Annotated in this window: 19 protein-coding genes; 10 read left to right on the forward strand and 9 right to left on the reverse strand. The window is 68.1% G+C overall.

What is annotated here, in order from left to right; translation table 11 throughout:
* Window positions 1-94: 94 nt before the first annotated feature.
* The gene (locus NQ036_RS00635) at window positions 95-613 is read left to right on the forward strand and encodes a GNAT family N-acetyltransferase (RefSeq protein WP_257046684.1); all 519 of its coding nucleotides are present in this window, start codon (window positions 95-97) and stop codon (window positions 611-613) included.
* A 26-nt stretch (window positions 614-639) separates the two neighbouring features.
* Here NQ036_RS00635 and NQ036_RS00640 read toward each other — a convergent pair whose 3' ends face one another.
* Genes NQ036_RS00640 through NQ036_RS00650 form a run of 3 tightly spaced genes read right to left on the reverse strand, consistent with a single transcriptional unit; the run spans window position 640 to window position 2,863 of the window.
* Complete coding sequence (locus NQ036_RS00640) at window positions 640-1,500, reverse strand: PhzF family phenazine biosynthesis protein (protein ID WP_257046683.1); 861 nt, start codon at window positions 1,498-1,500, stop codon at window positions 640-642.
* Window positions 1,501-1,522: 22 nt separating this feature from the next.
* Window positions 1,523-2,374, reverse strand: a complete 852-nt coding sequence (locus tag NQ036_RS00645) for a hydroxymethylpyrimidine/phosphomethylpyrimidine kinase (RefSeq protein WP_257046682.1) — start codon at window positions 2,372-2,374, stop codon at window positions 1,523-1,525.
* Between the two features lie 21 nt (window positions 2,375-2,395).
* Window positions 2,396-2,863 (reverse strand): tRNA (cytidine(34)-2'-O)-methyltransferase, encoded by a 468-nt coding sequence (locus NQ036_RS00650; protein ID WP_257046681.1) that lies wholly within the window; start codon window positions 2,861-2,863, stop codon window positions 2,396-2,398.
* A gap of 111 nt (window positions 2,864-2,974) precedes the next feature.
* Between NQ036_RS00650 and NQ036_RS00655 the strand changes: the two genes are divergently transcribed.
* The 9 genes from NQ036_RS00655 (at window position 2,975) to NQ036_RS00695 (ending at window position 16,023) form a co-directional block, all read left to right on the forward strand.
* A complete protein-coding gene (locus NQ036_RS00655) occupies window positions 2,975-3,694 on the forward strand; it encodes a hypothetical protein (RefSeq protein ID WP_257046680.1) in 720 nt (239 codons plus the stop codon).
* On the forward strand, window positions 3,684-5,303 hold the full coding sequence (locus tag NQ036_RS00660; RefSeq protein ID WP_257046679.1) for a DNA polymerase Y family protein: 1,620 nt from the start codon (window positions 3,684-3,686) through the stop codon (window positions 5,301-5,303). The genes NQ036_RS00655 and NQ036_RS00660 overlap by 11 nt, the downstream gene beginning before the upstream one ends.
* Window positions 5,300-8,620 (forward strand): error-prone DNA polymerase, encoded by a 3,321-nt coding sequence (locus NQ036_RS00665; RefSeq protein ID WP_257046678.1) that lies wholly within the window; start codon window positions 5,300-5,302, stop codon window positions 8,618-8,620. Before NQ036_RS00660 ends, NQ036_RS00665 begins: the two co-directional genes overlap by 4 nt.
* A gap of 30 nt (window positions 8,621-8,650) precedes the next feature.
* The gene (locus NQ036_RS00670) at window positions 8,651-10,111 is read left to right on the forward strand and encodes an oligopeptide:H+ symporter (RefSeq protein ID WP_257056844.1); all 1,461 of its coding nucleotides are present in this window, start codon (window positions 8,651-8,653) and stop codon (window positions 10,109-10,111) included.
* A 68-nt stretch (window positions 10,112-10,179) separates the two neighbouring features.
* A complete protein-coding gene (locus NQ036_RS00675) occupies window positions 10,180-11,742 on the forward strand; it encodes an AlkA N-terminal domain-containing protein (RefSeq protein ID WP_306439879.1) in 1,563 nt (520 codons plus the stop codon).
* Window positions 11,739-12,356 carry a methylated-DNA--[protein]-cysteine S-methyltransferase gene (locus tag NQ036_RS00680; protein ID WP_257056845.1) on the forward strand — a complete coding sequence of 206 codons (618 nt, stop codon included), beginning with the start codon at window positions 11,739-11,741 and terminating at the stop codon, window positions 12,354-12,356. The genes NQ036_RS00675 and NQ036_RS00680 overlap by 4 nt, the downstream gene beginning before the upstream one ends.
* A gap of 47 nt (window positions 12,357-12,403) precedes the next feature.
* Window positions 12,404-13,756 carry a bifunctional o-acetylhomoserine/o-acetylserine sulfhydrylase gene (locus NQ036_RS00685; RefSeq protein WP_257046674.1) on the forward strand — a complete coding sequence of 451 codons (1,353 nt, stop codon included), beginning with the start codon at window positions 12,404-12,406 and terminating at the stop codon, window positions 13,754-13,756.
* Window positions 13,757-13,892: 136 nt separating this feature from the next.
* On the forward strand, window positions 13,893-15,011 hold the full coding sequence (locus NQ036_RS00690; RefSeq protein ID WP_257056846.1) for a homoserine O-acetyltransferase: 1,119 nt from the start codon (window positions 13,893-13,895) through the stop codon (window positions 15,009-15,011).
* 118 nt (window positions 15,012-15,129) lie between these two features.
* Window positions 15,130-16,023: a glutamate ABC transporter substrate-binding protein gene (locus tag NQ036_RS00695; protein ID WP_257046672.1), complete on the forward strand. Its 894-nt coding sequence runs from the start codon at window positions 15,130-15,132 to the stop codon at window positions 16,021-16,023.
* Window positions 16,024-16,064: 41 nt separating this feature from the next.
* Here the strand turns inward: NQ036_RS00695 and NQ036_RS00700 are convergent, their stop codons facing one another.
* The 6 genes from NQ036_RS00700 to NQ036_RS00725 form a co-directional block, all read right to left on the reverse strand.
* The gene (locus NQ036_RS00700) at window positions 16,065-16,703 is read right to left on the reverse strand and encodes a PepSY domain-containing protein (RefSeq protein ID WP_257056847.1); all 639 of its coding nucleotides are present in this window, start codon (window positions 16,701-16,703) and stop codon (window positions 16,065-16,067) included.
* A gap of 110 nt (window positions 16,704-16,813) precedes the next feature.
* Window positions 16,814-17,587: a dimethylargininase gene (ddaH, locus tag NQ036_RS00705; protein ID WP_257046670.1), complete on the reverse strand. Its 774-nt coding sequence runs from the start codon at window positions 17,585-17,587 to the stop codon at window positions 16,814-16,816.
* Between the two features lie 81 nt (window positions 17,588-17,668).
* Window positions 17,669-19,087, reverse strand: a complete 1,419-nt coding sequence (locus tag NQ036_RS00710; RefSeq protein ID WP_257056848.1) for an amino acid permease — start codon at window positions 19,085-19,087, stop codon at window positions 17,669-17,671.
* Window positions 19,088-19,270: 183 nt separating this feature from the next.
* Entirely contained in the window at window positions 19,271-19,918 is a 648-nt protein-coding gene (locus NQ036_RS00715; RefSeq protein ID WP_257056849.1) for a PepSY domain-containing protein, read from the reverse strand.
* 123 nt (window positions 19,919-20,041) lie between these two features.
* The gene (locus NQ036_RS00720; RefSeq protein WP_257056850.1) at window positions 20,042-22,123 is read right to left on the reverse strand and encodes an acyl-CoA dehydrogenase family protein; all 2,082 of its coding nucleotides are present in this window, start codon (window positions 22,121-22,123) and stop codon (window positions 20,042-20,044) included.
* Window positions 22,113-22,751 carry a TetR/AcrR family transcriptional regulator gene (locus NQ036_RS00725; RefSeq protein ID WP_257046666.1) on the reverse strand — a complete coding sequence of 213 codons (639 nt, stop codon included), beginning with the start codon at window positions 22,749-22,751 and terminating at the stop codon, window positions 22,113-22,115. Before NQ036_RS00725 ends, NQ036_RS00720 begins: the two co-directional genes overlap by 11 nt.
* Window positions 22,752-22,760 lie beyond the last annotated feature (9 nt).

Below are 22,760 nucleotides of genomic sequence, written 5' to 3' on the forward strand. Positions count from 1 at the left end.
GGCGGGTTCCATATGAGCTCCATCATGCAATGTGGCAAGGAGATTGACCAGGGAAAGTACTGGATTCGCACAGAGACGGGCTAGGGTATGGGGCATGACCGAGGAAACGTCTGCACACGAAGAAGTCGCATGGACGATCCGGCATCCGACGCCGGCCGACGCCGACGGGCTGGCCCTCGTCCATGTCACCGGTTGGCGCGAGGCCTATGGTGACCTCCTGCCCGAGCATTTCTACGGCACCCAGGCCATGGTTCAGCGCCGCGCCCTGTGGAGTCGGGGCACCGCACTTCCCGAGTACGTCGCCCGAACCCTGGTCGCCGAGCTCGATGGGGAGATCGTGGGGTTCGCCCTGCGCACCCCGACGCGGGACGAGGACTCACCCGTTCCGGAAGAGCTCGCAGCGATCTACGTCCTGTCCGAGGTCTACGGCACCGGGATCGGGCAGGCGCTGCTCGACGGTGCGCTGGACGGGCGGCCGGCGATGCTGTGGGTCGCCAAGGACAATCCCCGCGCCAGGAGGTTCTACGAGAAGAACGGTTTCCATCCGGACGGCGAGGAGAAGAGCGATCCTGACCTCAAGGGCCTCGTGGAGATCCGCATGGTCCGGCGCTGATCTCCTCCACCGTCGGCCCGTCCTGCCTAGAGTTCGACGGTCCCGGACACGGTCGTCACCGCTCGGCCGCCCACCCAGATCGTCCCATCGGCATCCCGGTCGATCGTCACCCTGCCCGCTCGCCCCAGGCGGGTGCCCTGCGAGACCGTATAGTGCTCCGGTAGCCTGCCCGACGGAACCAGCCACCGGGCGAACCCCGCGCACAGGCTCCCGGTGACAGGGTCCTCGGGAACCCCGCCGTCGGGGAGGAATGCGCGGACCTCCACATCGGCCACGGGCTGACCGGCACCGGTTTCGGCTACCGGGGGATAGGCGCCCAGCACGCCCAGTGCGCTGCCGGCGAAGCGCGCGAAGTCCGGCTCCACATCCAGCACGGTGGCGGCATCGCGCAGCCACAGGCCCAACCAGCCCGGACCATTGTCGATCCACTGGGCGTCCAGGACGTCCTCATCGGCGATACCCAGGACGTCGAGCGCATGCGCCAACTCGGTCCCATTCGGGGAGCCCGTGCGCACGAACCCGGGAGCCGCGAAGGCCAGGGAGCCGTCTGCGGCGATGCGCAGCTCGATCAGCCCCAGGCCGCACTCCTGGATAAGCCCCTGCCGTGTGCCCGCGGCGTTCGCGGCCAGCCAGGCGTGCGCCGAGCCCAGGGTGGGGTGTCCGGCGAAGGGCAGTTCCCCACCCGGGGTGAAGATCCGCAGCCGGTAGTCCGCCCGCGGATCGCCGGCGCGCGACAGGAAGGTCGTCTCCGAGAGGTTGGTCCACCTGGCGAAGGCTGCCATCTGCGCCTCGCTGAGATCATCCGCATCGTGGACGACCGCCACGGGATTGCCGCTGATCGGACCGGAGGCGAAGACGTCGACCTGGGAGAAACGATGAGTGCTCATGGACGCCAGTCTATGTTCGGCCTCACAGTCGGCGGACGCTGATCCGCTCATCGGGCTCGCAGCGGCCGGCGGCCTGGTAGAGGGAGCGGACGCCGGTGGCGTTGTCCAGCGCCCTGGCGATTCCGTGGGCGACCTTCTCCTTGGCGGTGAACACGGCACGGTCCACCGGCAATCCGGTGGCCACACCCGCGGCGATCGCGGAGGCGAAGGAGCAGCCTGCGCCGTTGACCAGGTCGTTGTTGACTTTCGTCGAGGCCAGCACAGTGGCCTCGTGCCCGTCGTAGAAGACGTCGAGGGCCTCTGCCCCGTCCAGGCGGGCGCCGCCCTTGACCACGACGTTGGCCGCGCCCATCGCGTGGATGGCCCGTGCCGCCTCGGCCATCTCCTGCGGGGTGTGCAGCGCATCGGCGCCGGTCAGGGCCGCGGCCTCGTCCAGGTTCGGGGTGATGACGGTGGCAAGCGGCACCAGGTGTTTAACGAACAGGTCGCCCAGATCCACCATGGTGCCGGTGCCCTTGCTGACCAGCACGGGGTCGAACACGAAGGGCAGGGAGCCCGCCCGCCCGCGCCGATCGCGCAGTCGCTCGGCCAGCAGCAGGGCCGATTCCGCCGAGCCCAGCATCCCGGACTTGATGACGTCGAAATCGTGGACGGACAGGGCCGAATCGAGCTGGCGGGCGATCAGGTCCGTGTCGAGGAACTCGATCGCATGCCGGAAGTCCTTGGCGAAGCCCTCTTCCCCGTGGAAGGTGACGATGCAGGTCAGGACGGTCGCGCCGAAGACCCCGTACTCCTCGAACATCTTCAGATCGGCTGCCTGTCCGGCGCCGCCGGTGACGTCGTTTCCTGCAACGGTGAGTGCTTTTCTGGCCATGGGTGCGATTCTACGCCGGGCTCAGAGCCCGCCGGGATATCCCAGCTGCCGCCAGGCCTCGTAGATGCCGATGGCCGCGGAATTGGCCAGGTTGAGTGACCGGCGGGCCGGCAGCATCGGGATACGCACACGCAGGTCCACATGCTCATCGGCCAGCACCTCTTCTGGCAGGCCGGTGGACTCGCGGCCGAACATGAGCACATCGTCGCCGTCGTAGCTCACGTCCTGGAAGTGCTCGGCGACGTGTCCGGTGAAGGCGATGACGCGCCGGTGGCCGAGTTCGGCCCACAGGTGTTCGAGGTCCGGATGCACGGTGACGTGGGCCAGGTCGTGGTAGTCCAGGCCGGCGCGCCGCAGTTTCGCATCGGTCAGGTCGAAGCCCAGGGGCTCGACTAAGTGGAGGTGGGCGCCGGTGACGGCCGCCAGGCGGATGGCGTTGCCGGTGTTGCCGGGGATTTCCGGGGTGTGGAAGACGATCTGCAAAGTCACGGATCAAGTCTAGACGGGCCGTGTCCGTGCCCCGTCCTAGAGTCGGGAACAGAGTAGAACACATATTCGAATCATGTTGATTCATTAGAACAGGAGTTCGATAATAATCCCATGGCAGCACAATCCGCACAGCTGAGAGCACTGAGCAGCCTGCCCGGCATCGGCTACGCCGCAACACTGACCCGGCCGACCTTCCCCGTCACCGGAGTCCTGCAGCGCCTCTTCGCCCACGGCGGCCTGCCGCGCGGCGGCATCCTCACCATCTCGGGCCCGCACGCCCTGCTGCTGGCCCTGGCCACCGCCGCAGGGGCCACGGCACAGGGCACCTGGTGCGCCACCCTCAACATCGGCTCGACCTCCACCCGGACGATCCTGGACCTGGGCATCGACTCGGACCACTTCGTCGACGTGCAGGTGCCGCCGGGCGACTGGCTGCGCGCCACCTCGATCCTCCTGGAGTCCATCGACATCCTCATCACCCGCGTCCCTTTCCACCTGACTGGGGGAGAGGAACAGCGCCTGGCCGCCCGGGTCCGCGAGCGCAGCGCCGGCCTGGTCCTCCTGACACCGGCGCCCGGAACCCACGCCGGCCCGCACCGGCCGGCCCGCCAGGGCGGCAGGCCGGCCGACCGGGATTCCCTGACGGTCTCCGGCTGCCACTGGACGGGTCTGGGGCAGGGCTGCGGCCGCCTGCGCGAGGCCCGAATCACGGTGGACAATCCCACAACGGGCCGGCACTCACTCCTCCTGCCCGACCACCACGGCCGGGCGGGCGCCACCCATGCACCGGAGACGCCACAGCCGGAGCGGAGGCTGCACAGTGTCGACTGACCCGGCAACGCAGGCACCCGCCCAGGCCGGCTCCGCGCCGACCCGCCGCACCCTCGTCCTGACCGTCCCCGACTGGCCGGCCCTGGCCGCCGGCCTGACCCACGGCCTGCCCCCGACGGCCCCCATCGCGGTGCTGGCCGCCGGCCGGATCCACACGGCGAACGCCCCGGCACGCACTGCGGGCGTCCTGCCCGGCATGACGAAACGCGCCGCCCGTGCCCGCCTGCCGCACCTGACGATCCACCCCAGGGACACCGAGGCCGAACACCGGACCTTCGCCACCGCCGTGACCGTGCTCGAAGACCTCGTGGCACGCTTCACCCTGCTGCGCCCCGGCACCATCACCGTCCCCCTGCACGCCCTGCCCCACCACCACTCGGAACCGGACGCATACCCGGACGCACACCCGGGCACGGGGGAGGCCGGCTGGGTCGAACACCTCCTGATCGCGCTGACCGATCGAACCGGCTGGGAGGTCTTCGCCGGCGTGGCCGACTCCACCTTCGCCGCCCTCCTGGCAGCCGAAACCTCACAGCTCGTCCCACCCGGGCACACCGCGGACTTCCTCGCCGGCCAGCCCATCGACGAACTGGCCCGCCTGGAGACGACCCCGCCGACCCTCACCGACACCCTCCACGCCCTGGGCCTGCACACCCTGGGCGCACTCGCCGAACTCCCCGCAGCCCAGGTCTTCGAACGCTTCGCCGCCGCCGGCCTGCGCGCCTGGCACCTGGCCGCCGGCCATGAGGACCGGCTGCCGATCGACCACGCCCGCACCAGAGAACACCACGTCGGCACCCACCTGGAACCGCCGAGCGCGAACACGGACGTGCTCTCCTTCACCGCCCGCACCCTGGCCACGGACTTCCTGACCGACATCCGCGCAACCGGCCACGTCTGCACCCAGATCGGCATCGGCCTGCACACCGTCACCGGAGCACTCCAACAGCGGACCTGGCGGTTGGAGACGATGGACGAGAACACCATCGCCGACCGCATCCGCTGGCAATCCCAATCCCTCCTCACCGATGTGGGAACCACCGACCCCGCACCCGAGGACGCCGATGGCATCACCACCATCGAACTGACGGCCGTCGAACTGTGCGCGCCCCTGGAAACCCAGACCAGCCTGTTCGACACCAGCACCGGCCACGTCTCCAGCACCCTCGAACGCATCCAGGGACTCTTCGGCACCGACGCCGTGCGCACCCCCGGAATCCAAGGTGGCCTGGACGCAGCGGAGACCAACCTGTGGACGCCCTGGCAACAGACACCCGCCGGCCACCGCTCGGCCACCGCGCCCTGGCCCGGCCACCTGCCCACCCCCACACCACTCATGGTCGGCACCACCCCCGTCCACCTGACCGATGCCACCGGCACCCCCGTCACCGCCCGCCCCGACGGCCTGGACACCGCACCCGCCTGGCTGCACACGACCACCGGCCGCCACGCCATCGCAGCCCACTCGGCCCCCTGGCCCGTCGAAGCCCGCTGGTGGGAACCCGCCCCGCTCTACCACGTCCGACTCCAAGTGCTCCTGGACACCGGCGAAGCCCTACTCCTGACCTGCACGGCCGGCACCTGGCACATCACCGGGAGCTGGACATGAGCCGCTTCACCAACCCCGACATACCCTGGCGCGAATTCGAACGCCGACTCTCCCGCACCACCCCCGACCCCGAAGCCACCGGCTCAGACGCACCCACCTTCGCCCGCCCCGACAGACACACCCAACCCATCCGGGAACCGACACCCGCCCGCCCGCCGGCGGACACCGTGCCCTACGCCGAACTGCACGCCCACTCCCAGTTCAGCTTCCTCGATGGCGCCTCCGACCCCGAAGAACTGGCACACACCGCCCACGCCCTGGGCCTGCACGGACTCGCCCTGACCGACCACAACGGCCTCTACGGCGCCGTCCGACTGGCCCAAGCGGCCAAACCCCTGCACCTGCCCACCATCTTCGGCGCAGAACTCTCCCTGGACCTGAAACAGAAGATCCCAGGCCAAGCCGACCCCCAGGCCACCCACCTCCTCGTCCTGGCCCGCGGCGTCACCGGCTACCGCAACCTGTCCACCCAGCTCTCCACCGCCCTGCTGGCCGGAGAGAAGAACCACCCCGTCTACGACCTCGACGCCCTGACCGCAGCCGCCGGAGACTGGTACATACTCACCGGCTGCCGCAAAGGCCACCTGGGCCAAGCGCTCGCGGCCCACCCCGGAGCGGCACCGGGACGCACAGACCCGGCCGGACGGGCCCTGGCCGAACTCGTGGAACGCTTCGGCGAGCGCGTCGTCGTCGAACTGACCCGCGCCGGCCTGCCCACAGACGATGAGCACATCGCCCGGCTGACCGCCCTGGCCCAGGCCTTCGACCTGCCGACGGTGGCGACGAACGCCGTGCACTACGCCACCCGCGCCCGCTTCCACGACGCCCAGGCCCGCGCCGCGATCCGCGCCCGCAGACCCCTAAGCGAACTGGCCGGCCACCTGCCACCGAACGCCTCGGCCCGCCTGCGCGACGGCGCCCGGATGCGCCACCTCTTCGGCCCCGCACCGGTGGCCCACACCGTCACCCTGGCCCGCGAATGCGCCTTCGAACTCTCCGCCGCCCGCGCCGGCCTCCCACACGCCCCCATCCCCGCCGGCACCACCGAACCCGAACGCCTGCGCGCCCTGGTGACAGCCGGCGCCCACCGCCACTACGGCCCCCGCAGCCACCGCCCCGACGCCTGGGCACAACTGGACCGGGAACTCGCCGTCATCGAAACCATGGGCTTCCCCGGCTACTTCCTCATCGTCGAGGACATCGCCCGATTCTGCCGCGACAACGACATCTACTGCCAGGGCAGGGGCTCGGCGGCGAACTCGGCCGTCTGCTACGTCCTGGGCATCACCGCAGTCGACGCCGTGCGCTTCGGACTGCTCTTCGACCGCTTCTTAAGCCCCGAACGCGCCGGCTACCCCGACATCGACCTCGACATCGAATCCGACCGCCGCGAAGAAGTCATCCAATACGTCTACCGCCTCTACGGCCGCGACCACGCCGCCCAAGTCGCCAACGTCATCACCTACCGCGCCAAATCGGCCATCCGCGACGCCGCAGCCGCCCTGGGCCACGACCCCGGCGCCGGGGACGCCTTCACCCGCGCCCTGACCCACCACCGCAGCCTCCCGGCACCAGGCCAGACCCCCATCCCCGCACCCGTCCTGACCCTCGCCGAGAACCTTCTGGACACACCCCGCCACCTGGGCATCCACTCCGGCGGCATGATCCTGGCCGACCGCCCCATCGCCCACACCGTCCCCGTCGAACCCGCCACCATGGAAAACCGCACCGTCATCCAATGGGACAAAGACGACGCCGCCGCCATGAACCTGGTCAAATTCGACCTGCTGGGCCTGGGCATGCTCGGCGCCCTCCACCAGACGATCGACCTGCTGCGCACCCACCGACTCGTCCCCACCGACTTCACCCGCACCGACATCCCCAAAGAAGCCCCAGAGGTCTACGACATGCTGTGCGCCGGCGACGCCATCGGCGTCTTCCAAGTCGAATCCCGCGCCCAACTGGCCACCCTGCCCCGCCTGAAACCCCGCACCCTCTACGACCTCGCCATCCAAGTCGCCCTCATCCGCCCCGGCCCCATCCAAGGCGGCTCCGTCCACCCCTACCTCCGCCGCCGCCAGGGCACCGAAGACATCACCTACCTCCACCCCAGCCTGCGCGGCGCCCTGGAGAAAACCCTGGGCATCCCCCTGTTCCAAGAACAACTCATGCGCATGGCCATCGACACCGCAGGCTTCACCGGAGCCCAAGCCGACGAACTGCGCCGCGCCATGGGCTCCCGCCGCTCCCACACCCGCATGGAAGCCCTGCGCCACGACTTCCACACCGGCGCCGCCACCCGCGGCATCGACCCCGCCACCGCCCAGACCATCTTCGAGAAAATCGCCGCCTTCGCCGACTACGGCTTCCCCGAAAGCCACGCCATCAGCTTCGCCGGCCTCGTCTACGACTCCGCCTGGCTCAAACACCACCACCCAGCCGCCTTCACCGCCGGCCTCCTGCGCAGCCAACCCATGGGCTTCTACTCACCCCAATCACTCATCGCCGACGCCCGCCGCCACGGCGTCACCATCCAACCTGCCGACATCAACGCCTCCACCGCCCGCACCGACATAGAACCCACACCGGCAAACCCCACCGCACCCGCCATCCGCCTCGGCCTCGACCAAATCCGCGGCATCACCACCAGCACCGCAGAACACATCACCACCACCCGCGGCACCCACCCCTACACCAGCCCCGAAAACCTCGCCGAACGCACCGGCCTCGACACAGGCGCGCTCGCCGCCCTCGCCACAGCGGGAACCCTCGACACCCTCGGCCTCGACCGCCGCCAAGCCCTCTGGATCACAGGCTCCCTGACCGGCATCGGCCCCGACACCCTGCCCGGCACCTCACCCATCTACCACACACCCACCCTGCCCACCCTCAGCCACTTCGAAACCACCCTCGCCCAACTGACCACCACCGGCATCACCACCGAGGCCTACCCCACAGAACAACTCCGCACCGCCCTCACCGCCGCCGGCTACGCCTCCACCGCAGACGCCCACCACACACCCGACCACACCCGCATCACCGTCGCAGGCCTCATCACCCACCGCCAACGCCCCGCCACAGCCTCCGGCATCACCTTCATGAACCTCGAAGACGAATACGGAATGCTCAACATCGTGTGCACCCAAGGATTCCTCCACCGCTACGGTCCCATCGCCCTGAACCACAACGCCCTGACCATCACCGGACTCATCCAACGCGCAGACACCGTCGTCAGCCTCTACGCCCACTCCCTGCAACCCCTCCACCTCGACAACACCACACTGACCCTGCCCACCGAATCCCGCGACTTCCAATAACCCACCCCGGCATCCACTAAAATGGACCCGGTGGACACCCCGAACCGAAACCGGCAATCCCAACCCCGCAACTTCTGGAACCTCTCCTTCACAGAAGCCTGGGAACGCTTCAGCTACTACGGCCTCCAAGGTGTCCTCACCTACTACCTCCTCTACAACACCACCGACGGCGGACTCGGCCTGACCAACACCACCGCCGTCAGCATCGTCGGCGCCTACGGCGGCAGCCTCTACCTCGCCCAGCTCCTCGGCGCCTGGCTCGCCGACCGCCTCATCACCGCCCGCCACCTCGTCCTAACCGGCGCCATCATCATCACCAGCGGACACCTCTGCCTGGCCCTCATCCCCGGCATCACAGGCCTCATCACCGGCCTGACCTGCATCGCCATCGGCACCGGACTCCTCAAAACCAACATCACATCCCTCATCGGCGTCCTCTTCACCGGCTGGAACCGCACCCACCGCGACGCAGGATTCTCCTACTACTACCTCGCCATGAACATCGGAGCCATCGCAGGCCCCCTCCTCACCGGCTGGCTCCAAAGCAGCCTCGGCTTCCACTACGCCTTCGGACTCGCCGCCATCGGCATGACCATCGCCCTGACCCAATACTGCATCCGCATGCATACCCTCCCAGCCACAGCCGACACCATCCCCAACCCCATCGACGCCCACGCCCTCCTGCGCCGCGCCGGCATCACCGCCATTGCCGTCTGCCTCATCATCGCCGCCATCGCAGCGGGCATTATCGACGCCAACAACCTCAACTGGGCAGTCGGCGCCGTCATCGCCCTGTGCGTCACCGGCTACTTCACCCTGATGCTGCGCTCGCCGGACATCGACGGGGCCGAACGCACCCGGGTGGCCGGCTACCTGCCACTGTGGCTGGGGGAGACGCTGTACTACGGCCTGTGGCTGCAGCTGTTCACCACCGTCCCGCTGATCGTCAGCGAACACGTCGACCTGTCCGTGGGCGGCTGGGACTTCCCCGTGGCCTGGTTCTCCGTGGTCGGCGAGGTCGCACTCGTCCTGGTCATCCCTCTGCTGGCCGGCGCCCGCTGGCGCTCCGGCCGGTTGGGAGCGCTGGGACCGGCGCACAAGTTCACGATCGGCTTCGCGCTCATCGGCGTCGCCTACCTCATGATGTGGCCGGCCGCCGGGGCCGGCGACCACGCGGTGTCCGTGTGGTGGATCCTGCTGTGCCTGATCGTCGCGGGCGTCTCCGAGGCCTTCGTCGGCCCGATCGGCTTCTCCGTCGTCGCCGAGGTCGCCCCGGCCAGGTTCGCCACCCAGCTGGTCGCCCTGAAGATCCTGTGCCTGGGCGCGGGCTCCACCCTCTCCGCCCTGTTCGCGCTGCTCTACACGGCAGTGCCCGCCACCGTGTTCTTCCCCATCATCGGCGCCGTCGCAGCAGCGGCCTGCGCCCTGCTGCTCACCGGGGACAGGCCACTGCGCCGTCGGCTCTACGCGGGGCTGCGGGCCCGACTCTGAGCCCGGATTCCCACCGCCATGTCCGATTCCCGCTAGACAGGACCCGTCCGACGCGTTTGGATGAGGGCATGGACATGACAGGGGAGCAGGACGCGGAGCGGCGCTACCGAGCCGTGTCCAGCCGCGATGCCCGGTTCGACGGGCAGTTCTTCTTCGCTGTGACAAGCACGGGCATCTTCTGCCGTCCCTCCTGCCCCGCCCGGACCCCGGCCCGGCAGAACATCCGCTACTTCGCCAGCGCGGCGGCTGCGAGCAGGGCGGGGTTCCGGGCCTGTCGCCGCTGCTTGCCCGAGACCGTCCCCGGCCCACCCACGGACCCCGCACAGGTGGCGGGCCGGGCCCTGCGGCTGATCGACGACGGCTACGTCGACCGGCATTCCGTGCCCCGGCTGGCCGCGGAACTCGGCTACACGCCCCGCCACCTGGGGCGGATCCTCGAAACCGCATACGGGGCCTCGGCCCTGGACCTGGCCAGGGTCCGGCGCGCTCAACTGGCCCGCGAACTGCTCCTCGGCACGCGGCTGCGCAGCGCGGATATCGCATATGCGGCAGGGTTCGGCTCCATCCGGCAGTTCAACGACACGATCCGCGCCGTCTTCGACCTGACCCCCACCCAGCTGCGCGAGCGCGCTCACCGGTCAGCCACCCGTACCCGCGGTGAGAATCCGGATCCCCTGGTGGACCCGAACGGTGGCGGGCCGGCGGGACTGCGATTACAGGTGGACCTGCCCCTGCGCCCGCCCTATGACGCCCCCGGCATCATGGACTTCCTCGAACACCGGGCGATTGCCGGGGTGGAGGCCATCGACCGGTCAGCGGACCGACTGCGCTACAGCAGGACTCTGCTGTTACCCGGCGGCCCCGGGGCGATCCGCGTCGAATTCGCCCGGGCCTCGGCCACCCCCGGCCATTGGCGGGCGGCGGCCGAGCTCGAACTCCCGCGCCTGGCGGACCTGGGACCGGCCACAGCGCGCATCCGCCGGCTGTTCGACCTCGACGCGGACGCTCCCGCGATCGACGCCGCCCTAGGACGGGGGCCACTGGCGGCACAGGTGGTGGCGCGGCCCGGCATCCGCATCCCCGGGGCCGTCGATCCCATGGAGATCACGGCCAGGGCCATTGTGGGCCAGCAGATCTCCGTGGCAGCGGCGGCCGGCCATCTGAGCAGGCTGACCACCGTACTGGGCGAGCCGTATACCGGTGGGTTCCCGGAATTGAGTGCCTACTTCCCGAGTGCCGCGGCCCTGACCGGTGGCCTGCCGGAAGCCGTGCCGGGACACCCGGACCCCGACCGGCCCCTGCGGCTGCCCGCCCGCCCGATCAACACCCTGCGCCGGCTGGCCTGCGCGCTGTCCACCGGGGCGCTGCCGACGGAGGGCCGGGCCCCGGACCAGCTGCGGGACGAGCTACTGGCCCATTCCGGAATCGGGGAATGGACCACGGAGTACATCGTCATGCGGCTCACGGGAGATCCCGACGCCTGGCCGGCCGGAGACCTACACCTGCGCGGGATCGACCCGAGGGGATTCGCCCCCTGGCGGTCCTACGCAGCCCTGCACATCTGGCAGCGGGCAGCACCCGGACCGGGGAGGAGCCCCCGGCGATCAGCACCATCGAAGAAGGACGAATGAGCATGAGGACACCACAACAGCCCCCGACGGACAACGTCCGCAGCCGTACCGTTCCCACCCCCGACGGGCCGTTCACGATCGTGGCCGGGCCCCATGCGGTCCTGGCCTCGGGCTGGACCACAGACCCCGGGCAGCTGGTGGAACTCATCCACCCCAGCCTGCGACCGCAGACCGTGGTGGAGACATCGAAGGCCGGAGAAGCGCCGGGCACCGGAGCAACCGACCCGAGCCCGGACCCGGGCCAGACCGAGATGCTCGATCGCGCGGTACGGGCCGTTGCGGCCTACTATGCCGGTGATCTGGCCGCCCCCGCGCGCGTCCCCGTCGAGCAGGCATCGGGTCCCTTCCGCGAGGCGGCCTGGCGGGCACTGCGCCTGATCGCGCCGGGGCATCCGCTGAGCTATGCGGAGTTCGCCGCGGCCGCCGGGCGGCCCACCGCGATCCGGGCGGCCGCCTCGGCGTGTGCGAAGAACGCGGCAGCGTTGTTCGTGCCATGCCATCGCGTGCTGCGCACCGGCGGCCAGGTGGGCCAGTTCCGCTGGGGCCCCGAGCTCAAACGCTCGCTGCTGACCAGGGAGGCCGACACCCCGATGACGAAAGATGACGGACTGTGACCTTCAGATGACGCCGTACACCGGGTCGGAGGCTGTGTGCCCCTAGATTGGTCCGCAGCAGCCAGCAGTCCACCCGAGGAGCACACGCCATGGCCGAACAGTCCTTCGAAACCCGCCAGGTCCACGCCGGACAGATCGTCGACAGCCAGACCGGCGCCCGCGCGCTGCCGATCTACCAGACCACCTCGTTCGTCTTCCCCGACGCCAAGGCGGCGGCGGACCGTTTCGCCCTGGCGGAGCTCGGCCCGATCTACACCCGTCTGGGCAACCCGACGATCGAAGCCGTGGAGGACCGGATCGCCAGCCTCGAGGGTGGCGTGGGAGCGGTCTTCGTGGCCTCGGGCCAGGCAGCCGAGTTCTACTCCATCATCAACATCGTCGAGGCCGGCGGCCACGTCGTCTCCAGCCCGAGCCTGTACGGCGGCACCTACAACATGCTGGGCGTTACGTTGAAGAAGTTCGGCATCGACGTCACCTTCGTACAGAATCCAGATGACCTGGACGAATGGCGGGCGGCCGTCAAACCCAACACCCGCGCGTTCTTCGGCGAGGTCGTGTCCAACCCGCGCTCCGATGTGCTCGACCTCGCCGGCGTCTCCTCCGTCGCACACGAGGCGGGCGTCCCGCTCATCGTGGACAACACGCTGGCCACTCCGTATCTCATCCGCCCCCTGGAGCACGGCGCCGACGTCGTGGTCCATTCGGCCACGAAGTACCTGGGCGGCCACGGCACCGCGATCGGCGGGGTGATCGTGGACGGTGGTACGTTCGACTACACGCGCGAGCCGGAGAAGTTCCCCGGCTTCAACGAGCCCGATCCCAGCTACAATGGTCTGGTGTTCGGTCGCGATCTGGGGCCGGATTCCGACTTCGGCGCGAATGTGTCGTACTTCCTTAAGATCCGTGTCCAGCTGCTGCGCGATCTGGGCGCCGCGGCCTCGCCGTTCAACGCCTTCCTCATCAGCCAGGGCCTGGAGACGCTGAGCCTGCGCGTGGAGCGCCACGTGTCCAACGCGCAGCGCGTCGCCGAATTCCTCGAAAACCACCCACAGGTGCAGAAGGTCAACTACGCGGGCCTGCAGTCCAGCCCCTGGTACGAACGCGGGCGGGAACTTTCGGAAGGCCGCGGGGTGGGCTCCGTGCTCAGCTTCGACATCGCAGGCGGCTATGACGCGGCCGTCGCATTCGTCGATGCGCTGCAACTGCACTCCAACGTCGCCAACATCGGCGATGCCAAGTCGCTCGTCATCCACCCGGCGTCCACGACGCACTCGCAGCTGAGCCCCGAGGAACAGGCACAGTCGGCGGTGAATCCGGCGCTGGTACGCCTGTCGGTGGGCATCGAGGGAATCGAGGACATCCTGGCCGACCTGGAGGTGGGCTTCGCGGCAGCGAAGTGATGAACCCAGGGCGGCAGCGAAGTGATGGATTCCATACTCCGGCGGGGCAATAAGTCGAATTAAGTACTTCGGCGGGGTCTACCGCGGTTCCCTGTGCGACAGTGTTCGGGAACCGTCCATTTCGACCGGAGGAATCATGGTAGTCGCAGCGCAGAGAGCCGTTCTGGACCTGGAGGATGTCGGGTTGGACTGCGGTGCGATGCTGCCGGAGGTTCGCATCGCCTATGAGACCTTCGGCACTCTCAACGCCGATGCCTCGAACGCGATTCTGATCGAACACGCCCTGACGGGGGACTCCCATGTCACCTCCGGGGTCAGCGACGCGAACGCCAATGAGAACTCCACGTCCTTCGCCCCTGGGTGGTGGGAGGCGCTGGTGGGTCCCGGCAGGGCAATCGACACGAATCGGTATTTCGTGGTGTGTTCGAATGCGCTCGGCGGTTGTACCGGGAGCACCGGACCCACGTCCTTCGCCCCTGACGGGCTGCCCTACGGAGGGCGCTTCCCCTCGGTCAGCGTGCGCGATCAGGCCAGGGTCGAACTGGCTCTGTCCGATCACCTCGGCATCGGTGTCTGGGACACCGTCATCGGCGGCTCCATGGGAGGGGCGAGGGCACTCGAGTTCATTCTCCTGGCACCGCAGCGGGTGCGCCGGGCCGCTATCCTGGCCGCACCCGCGTACTCCTTGGCCGACCAGATCGCCTGGGCCCACGCCCAGGTGCAGGCGATCCAGCTGGATCCCGATTACTGCGGTGGCGACTATCTGGCGTTGGGGCGGTTCCCCAAGGCGGGGCTGGGATTGGCCAGACAGATAGCGCATCTGACGTACCGGGCGGATGCCGAGCTCAACGAGCGCTTCGAACGCAACCTGCAGGAGACCACGGACGTCCCGGTCTACGGTAAGGACGCCTACTATTCGATCCAGTCCTATCTGGATCACCAGGCCCGCAAACTGGTGGGCCGCTTCGATGCGCAGGCGTATATCGTGCTCACGAACGCTCTGCGCGATCATGACATCCGTCGGGGTCGAGGTGACGGCAGCCTGCGTTCGGCACTGGCCGGCGCCACGCAGGACTTCCTCGTCCTGTCGATGTCGACGGATCGCCTTTACCCGCCTCAGCAGGTGCTCGAACTGGCGCAGGCCCTGCCCGGTCGGGTTGACTATGCGACTATCCCCACCCGGGCCGGCCACGACGGATTCCTGACCGAGGCCAAGCAGGTCGGGGAGCGGTTGCGGGACTTCTTGGGCCGATAGGATCCGTCGCCCCGGCCCTGCGGGTCGACTCCGCTGGGCCGCCTCCAGTGGCGCTGTGACTCCGACCATAGTAGTGTGATTCAGGTAACTCCCACGTTCCCCACGCCAAGGAGCACTGATGAAACGCCATTTCCTCCCCGTCCTCGCATTGAGTGCCGCCGCACTGCTCGGACTCTCGGCCTGTGGCCAGTCGGGCACGCCGGAGGCCGGCGGTGACTCAGCAGCCGCGCCGGAATACGAGGTGGCCCAGGACGTCGACGTTTCCGGCTCTCCGGTCCTGGAGAAGGCCAAGAAGGCCGGCAAGATCAACATCGGCGTGAAGTTCGACCAGCCCGGCCTGGGCAATATGCCCGTGGGCAAAGACAAGCCGGAGGGCTTCGACGTCGAAATCGCCAAGATGATCGCCGCGAAGCTGGGATTCTCCACCGATCAGATCAACTGGACGGAGACGGTCTCGGCCAATCGGGAGCCCTTCATCCAGAACGGCAAGATCGACATGCTGGTGGCAACCTATACGATCAATCCCGAGCGCAAGAAGGTCGTCGACTTCGCCGGCCCCTACTATGTTACCGGCCAGGGCTTCCTGGTGCCCGCAGACAATGAGGACATCAAGGGACCCGACGATGTGACTGGCAAGAAGATCTGTTCGGTCGACGGTTCGAACTCCGCACAGCAGATCAAGGAGAAGAACCCGAAGGTCAACCTGGTCACCTACGACACCTATTCGAAGTGCGTGACCGACCTGGAGAGCGGTTCGGTGGAGGCCGTGACGACCGATGACGCGATTCTGCGCGGCTATGCGGCCCAGTACGACGGGAAGTTCAAGACGACCTCAGATCTGTTCACCGAGGAGCCCTATGGCATCGCGATGAAACACGGCGACACGACCATGCGCAAGGCCGTGAACAAGGCGCTGCAGGAATCCGAGGACAAGGGCGACTGGAAGAAGGGCTTCGAGCACACGCTGGGCGATTCCTCCCAGGTCCAGATTCCCTCCATCGAGGAATACTGAATCGCGGGGTATCCGGCATCGCGCGATCCGGCTGGGACGGGTCAGTCCCTGACCTTGCCGGAGTGCGCGTCGACCGCCACACTGTGCACGGCGCCGTCCTGGTCGAGTTCGAAAGTGTAGGTGGGGGAATCCTCGGTGCTGAGATCCCAGCGGATCAGGCTGCCGTCGGTCTGCGAGGTGGCAGCGTGCAGGGCCTTATCGTAGGACACGGTCTTGGAGTCGTCGACCGTGCCCACCTTCTCCTTCTTACCCAGCTGCTGGGAACCGTGATCGAGCGCCTTCGCGGAGATCGCGTCGATCACCGCCTGTGATTGCAGACGGCCGTTGACGGTGCGCACCTGGTAGGCCCAGGTGCGGTACAAGCGGTCATAGGACAGTTTCATCTCCTGCAGCTCGCCGCCGCCGGAGTATTCCCTGGCGGCGGCAACGGCCTGCTCGGGGTCGACGGGGACGGGCTTATCGGCGATGTCCGTGGATTTCCCGAAATCCTTGTGCTGGGCCTTCGGTGCGGCCGCCTTCGGCTTCTCCGCCGGCGCCGAGGCCTGCGCGGCTTGGTCGGAGGCCCCGGCTTCCTGCCCGGGGCCGTCGTGGTCGCCGGCAGGGGAGCAAGCGGCCAGAGCGCCCAGGGAACCTGCGGAAAGAACGGCTATGGCAGCAAGTCGAGTTGTCTTGGATAACATGCGGCCACGCTAACGACCCCGGACGCGCCAATGCAACCGAGGACCGGCCAGGGCGTGTCGAACCGGCGGCCGGACCGCCCGGTTGAGACCGGGTGATCCGGCAGTCCGATTCAGTCGGCCAGACCGCGCACGCGCACCGACAGGCAGGTCACGCAGCCCTCGAGCTTCTCGAACTCGGTGATCTCAACCGTCGTCACCCGGTATCCCAGGCCGCGGATCAGCTCAGCGGTCCGGGGTGCGGAGGCGGACATGACGACATGCGAATCGGACAGGCAGACGACGGCCGTTCCGTGTTCCTCGGGGACCGGGATGAAGCGCTCGAAGATCGAGGGGTTGTCGACGAAGTCGGGATAGCCGATCACCGTGCCGTCGGGCAGCGCGGTGACTGCGGTCTTCAGGTGCAGGACCTTGGTCACCGGCACGGCCACGACTGTGGCGCCCAGGGGCGTGAGGATGGCGCGCAGCTGGCGGATGCCCTCGGCATTGGTCCGGCCGCCCTGGCCCACATAGATCGTGTCGCCGATCTTGAGGATGTCACCGCCGTCCATGGTGCCGGGCTCTGTGATCTGGTTGAGTGAGCAGCCCAGCCCTGCGACGACACTGCGCGTGCCGGCGGGTTCGGCCTGGCGGCTGGGAGCGCCGGAGTGCATGGACACGGCGACATTCTTGTACATCAGCACGGAGTCCTCGACGAAAACCGCGTCAGCGCAGTCCGGGGCGGGTTCGACTTCGCGGGTATCCCAGCCGGCTTCCTGCAAAGTGTGGACATAGCCCTCCCACTGCTGCATGGCCAGAGGGACGTCGACCGGGACGCGCTCGATGTTGTCGACCAGTCCCTCATTCAGATTGGGGCTGGGTTTGCGGACCAGGGCGATCTTCGACATCGTCTGCCTTTCATATGGTTGTGTACTGCGAAAAATCAGAGGGCGGTTGGGGCGCGCCGTCTCCAGGATAGTGTGGTCCGGCTATTCGATTCGGCCTGGGTCCGCCGCCATCGCCAGGGTCGAATGCCGGCGGCTCCAGGTGAAGTAGAAGATCAGGGCCACGGCTATCCAGATGACGAAGGCGATGAGGGTGATCGGTTGCAGGCCGCTGATCACGTAGAGGCAGGCCAGGATCGACAGGACCGGGGTGACGGGGTATCCGGGGACCTTGAAGCCGCGGGGCAGGTCCGGCCTGGTCCGGCGCAGGATGATCACGCCCAGGCTGACCAGGAGGAAGGCAGTCAGGGTTCCGATCGAGGTCAGGTCGGCCAGGATCCCCAGAGGGAGGAGGCCGGCCAGGACGGCGACGACGGCGCAGACGATCCAGGCGCCCGCCGCGGGGACGTGGGTCCGCGGGCTGATCCGGGCGAAGACCCGCGGTGCCAGCCCGTCGCGGCTCATCGAGTACAGGATGCGCGTCTGGCCGTACAGGCAGATAAGGGTGACGGAGAAGATCGAGATGACCGCGCCGATCGCCAGCACCGTGCCCGGCCAGGTCTGCCCGACCAGGTTCTGCACGATGGTGGCCAGGCTGGCCTGCTGTGCGCCGAACTGTGCAGGGGCCTGCGCGCCCAGGGCCGCCACTGCGACGAGCAGGTAGATGAGCGTGACGATGGCCAGGCCCCCGATGAGCGCGCGGGGCATCGCCTTGCGGGGATTCTTGACCTCGCCGCCGGCGGTGGCGACAGCGTCCAGACCGATGTAGCTGAAGAACAGTGAACCGGTCGCCATCGAGATGCCCCGGATGCCCTCGGGGGCGAAGTTCGCGAAGTGGTCGGCGGTGAAGCCGGTGAACGCGATGCCCACGAAGACGATGAGCACGGCCAGCTTGATGAGCACCATGACACTGTTGGCGCGGGCCGATTCGCTGGCCCCGCCCAATAACAGCACCAGGCACAGGGCGACCAGGATGATGGCGGGGACGTTGACGATCCCTCCTGCATCGGGCGCGGCCGACAGCGCCGGTGGGAAGCTGATGCCGAACAGGTTCTCCAGGAGCAGGTTGAGGTATTCGGACCAACCCACCGCCACAGCTGCCGCGGACACGCCGTATTCCAAGATGAGGCAGGCGCCCACGACGAAGGCGATGAGTTCGCCCATGGTGGCGTAGGTGAAGGAGTACGAGGACCCCGAGGCCGGAATCGTCGAGGCCAGTTCGGCATAGCACAGGACGGTGAGTCCGGCGACCACGGCGGCCAGGACGAATGACACGATGACGGCGGGACCGGCTTCTGGAACGGCCTCCGACATGATGAAGAAGATCCCGGTTCCCACTGTCCCGCCGACCCCGATCATCATGAGGTGGAAGGTCGACATGGACCGGCGCAGGCCGGAGCCCTGAGCCTGGGGATCGGCCGGGAGGCGACGCCGGAAGAGCTGGCGGGCGAACGATTCTGCCACGATGGTCCTTTGCCGCTGGGCTGATGGGTGAACGCTCACATGCGGGTATGGGATGTTCACCCCAATCCATGCACGGAACCTAATAATTATGCACCCTGCTGGAAGTGGACGTCGGAACGGATCGGTGTGATCCTCACCCCAAGGAGGTTCCGACCGGGTGGCAGGTGGCCGGGACCGTGCGGATCAATCGTCGATGAAGGCCCGTTTCGTCGCGGTGTCCACCGTGACATCGACGTCCTTGCCGTCCTCGTCGAAGTCGAACGAGTAGTCGATGCGGCCGTCATCGGCCTCCAACGACCAGCCGGTCAGCCTGCCGGAGGACTTCTCCTGGGCCAGGGAAAGCGCCTCGGAATACGGCAGGGGCTTGTCGACCTCGATGGGCGTCTCCCGATCGTCTGTGGCCTCCTTGTGAACATCGACGACCTTGCCCGTAACCGCATCGACGGAGACCTCGTACTCCGTCCGGTCGTGTTGGAAGCCGAGTTCGTACTCCCAGGCGGAATTCCGCCGTTCGAAGTCCAGCTCGATCGTGTAGAAGGTGCCCTGCGCTTTCTGCTGCGCGGCCTCGAGTGCGGCCGCCGGTGTGATCGGCACGTTCTGTGTGGCCAGATCGATGTTCTCTCCGAAGGCCGAGGCGGTGGGAATCGTGGCGGGACCCGTGGAGTCCGTGGCCGCCGGGGCATCAACGGATGTGGGTGAGGTACTGGGGGCCGGGGCGCCGGAGCTCGGTGAGTCGGTCGGGGTGCCGGAGCCGCAACCGGCCAGCAGTCCGACCGCGAGGATGGGGGAGGACAGGGCGAGCAGAGTGCGGCTGGTGCGCTTGGTCGTCATATCATGAGATTAGCAAGCGAAGGTAAGATGCCTTTCATCTGTCCCGCAGGCTCTGGCTGCGGGGTTTCCCGCGGCTGCCGGGGCGGAAACCGCCGTGGTGGGCGGCCGCCCCGGCGGGCGGCCTCAGCGCCTCCGGCGCGCGGCCATCTTCGACTTGTAGATCGCCTTCTCATCGGCCGGCCAGGTCGATGTTGCCCGGCCCGCGCGGTAATGGGCGCGGGCCTCGTCCTGGCGGGCGGCCTCGGCGCCGTCGGCGATCGGGGCCCGGCGATGTTCGGGACCGAATCCGAAGGCCTCCACGACGTCCAGTGCATTGTCGGCCAGCAGGCCGCACAGTCGGTCGATCGCAGGACCGACCTGCCTGGCCCTGGCCATGGGCAGTCGACCGTACATCAGGTGCCAACCGATGTGCTGTTCGATCAGGCTCAGCCCGAATAGATCGCGCAGCCGTTTGACCAACTTCGCCTCGGCCGGGTGTGCCGCCCTGTCGATCTGCTTGTACTGCGCGTCGATGGCCTCCCATTTGAGCATCTCGACATAGGCGCGGGCGGCCTCGATGAGCTCGTGCTGATGCCGGTTGAACAGTTCGGCGGCGGCCTCCGGCGAGGCCTTGGCCGCAGGTCGCAGGTCGCCGGCCAGCTGCGCCACCATGACCCGCACGCGTTCGGCCAGCAGAGCCCCGATCAGTTTGCCCGAACGGATCCGCCTGGCGTTGAGTGCAGGGGTGAAGATGTCACCGATCGTGCGCCCCGCGCTGGCCAGGCCTGTGCGGTAGAGCGAGTGTTCGGCCGCCTGAGTGCCGATGTACCGGGCCACCCCGCCGAAGTCCACGTCCTTCAACTCGGCCGCGTAGTCTCCCAGCAGGCGTTTGCCCACCAACTGCAGCAGGACGGTGTTATCGCCCTCAAAGGTCGCATAGACGTCCAGATCCTGGTGCAGCCCCACCAAGCGGTTCTCGGCCAGGAATCCCTGGCCGCCACAGGCCTCCCGGCATTCCTGGACGATGTCCAGGGCGTCCCAGGTGCTCAGGGCCTTGAAGCCCGCCGCCCGTGTCTCCAGGGTCTGCCTGGCCTCGTCGGTGTCATCTGCGCCGGAGAAAACCCGCTCGAAGTCTCCCAGCAAAGACTCGTGGGCTGCGGCGTTCGCCCAGGTCCGGGCCAGCGCCGGCATGAGCCTGCGCTGGTGCTGGGCATAGTCCAGCAGGGTCGTCTCCTCGTCGGCGTCCGCGCCGGCGAACTGCCTGCGGGCCAGCGCATAGCGCACTGCGATGTCGAGTGCGAGCTTCGCACCGACCGTGGCCGCCCCGTCCAGGGACACCCGCCCCTGGACCAGGGTGCCGAGCATCGTGAAGAAGCGGCGCCCGGGCGATTCGATGTCCGAGGTGTACGTTCCGTCCGCGGCCACCTGGCCATAGCGGTCCAGCAGGTTGGCCCGCGGCACCCGGATCCGGTCGAAGGCGATGCGGCCGTTGTCCACGCCCGGCAGGCCGCCCTTGTACCCGTCGTCCTCGATCGTGATGCCGGGCAGGGGCTGACCCTCCTCCGTGCGCAGCGGGACGAACAGCGCGTGGATGCCGTGGTCCACGCCCCGGGTGATGAGACGGGCGAAGACGACCGCGGCCCGTGCATCCCTGGCGGCGTTGCCGATGTAGTCCTTGGTCGCAGCTCGGAACGGGGTGTGGACCTCGAATTCCTGTGTGGCGGGATCGTAGGTGGCGGTGGTGCCCAGCGCCGCCACGTCGGAACCGTGGCCGATCTCGGTCATCGCGAAGCTGCCCATTAGCTCGCCGGCCATAACGGCGCGTAGCCAGCGTTCGTGCTGGGCGGCATTGCCCAGGTGCTGGATCGCTCCGCCGAAGAGTCCGTATTGGACGCCGGCCTTGATCTGCGCCGAGGGGCTGGCCAGCAGAGTCTCCTCGAAGCCCGCGACATAGGCGGCGAAGGCCTCCTGCCCGCCCAGTGCTCGAGGCAGACTCTGAGCTGGAAAGCCCTGTTTGCCCAATTTCAATGCGGCGCGGGTGGTAGCCGATCGCTGCGCCTCGAGGCTGGGATCATCGGCGGGCTGTCGCAGGGCCGGGTCGCCGGCGAAGGCGCGACCGCGCAGGCGGAAGTCCCGGCGCGGGCCATCGGCCAGACCGGCCAGGACATCGTGGTCCACGGGCAGTCGCTCGGATCCTGCTGGGGTCTTCGAGGTGTCAGCGTTCATCGGTGGTCTCCTCCGGTGTGGGTGGAACGGTCGCAGGCTGCAGAGAGGCGCGCAGCCAGCCCGCGATCTGTGTGGAGACCGCGGCGATCTGGGCATCGGTGATCGGCGTCCCCGTGTGGGTCGCCAACCAGTGCTCGGTTGACATTCTGACGAATCCCACTGCGCCACGGGCCCAGATGTGGTCGTCCGGGGTCGACAGCCCCAGCCCGTGGATCAGGGATTGGGTCACGCGGGTGAAGAAGCCTTGATTGGTGCCGTCGTCTACGGCGGCCGCACAGAAGCGGTAGAGGCCAGGGGAGCCGGCGGCCAGTTCGACGAAGGAGTGGACCATCAGGGTGAGGGGATCGGCCGGGTGTGCGGTATCCGCCTGTGCGGCCTGGGTCAGATGGCGTTCGATCACGTCCATCGCCCAGGTGCTGCAGGCACGCTGCAGCCCCGCGCGATCGCCGAAGTAACGGTAGAGGACTGTCTTGGACGTCCGGGTGCGCGTCGAGATCTGATCCATGGACAGTTCGGAGCCGTATTCGGTGACGGCGGCGCGCACTGCTCGAAGCAGTTCGACGCGGCGGGTGGCTCTGTGTGTATCCCAGCGGGTGGACCGTCCATCTGGTGATGTGACAGACTTCATGTCAAACAC

It is taken from the genome of Brevibacterium sp. 91QC2O2 (genome assembly GCF_024580695.1).
Taxonomy (GTDB): domain Bacteria; phylum Actinomycetota; class Actinomycetes; order Actinomycetales; family Brevibacteriaceae; genus Brevibacterium; species Brevibacterium moorei.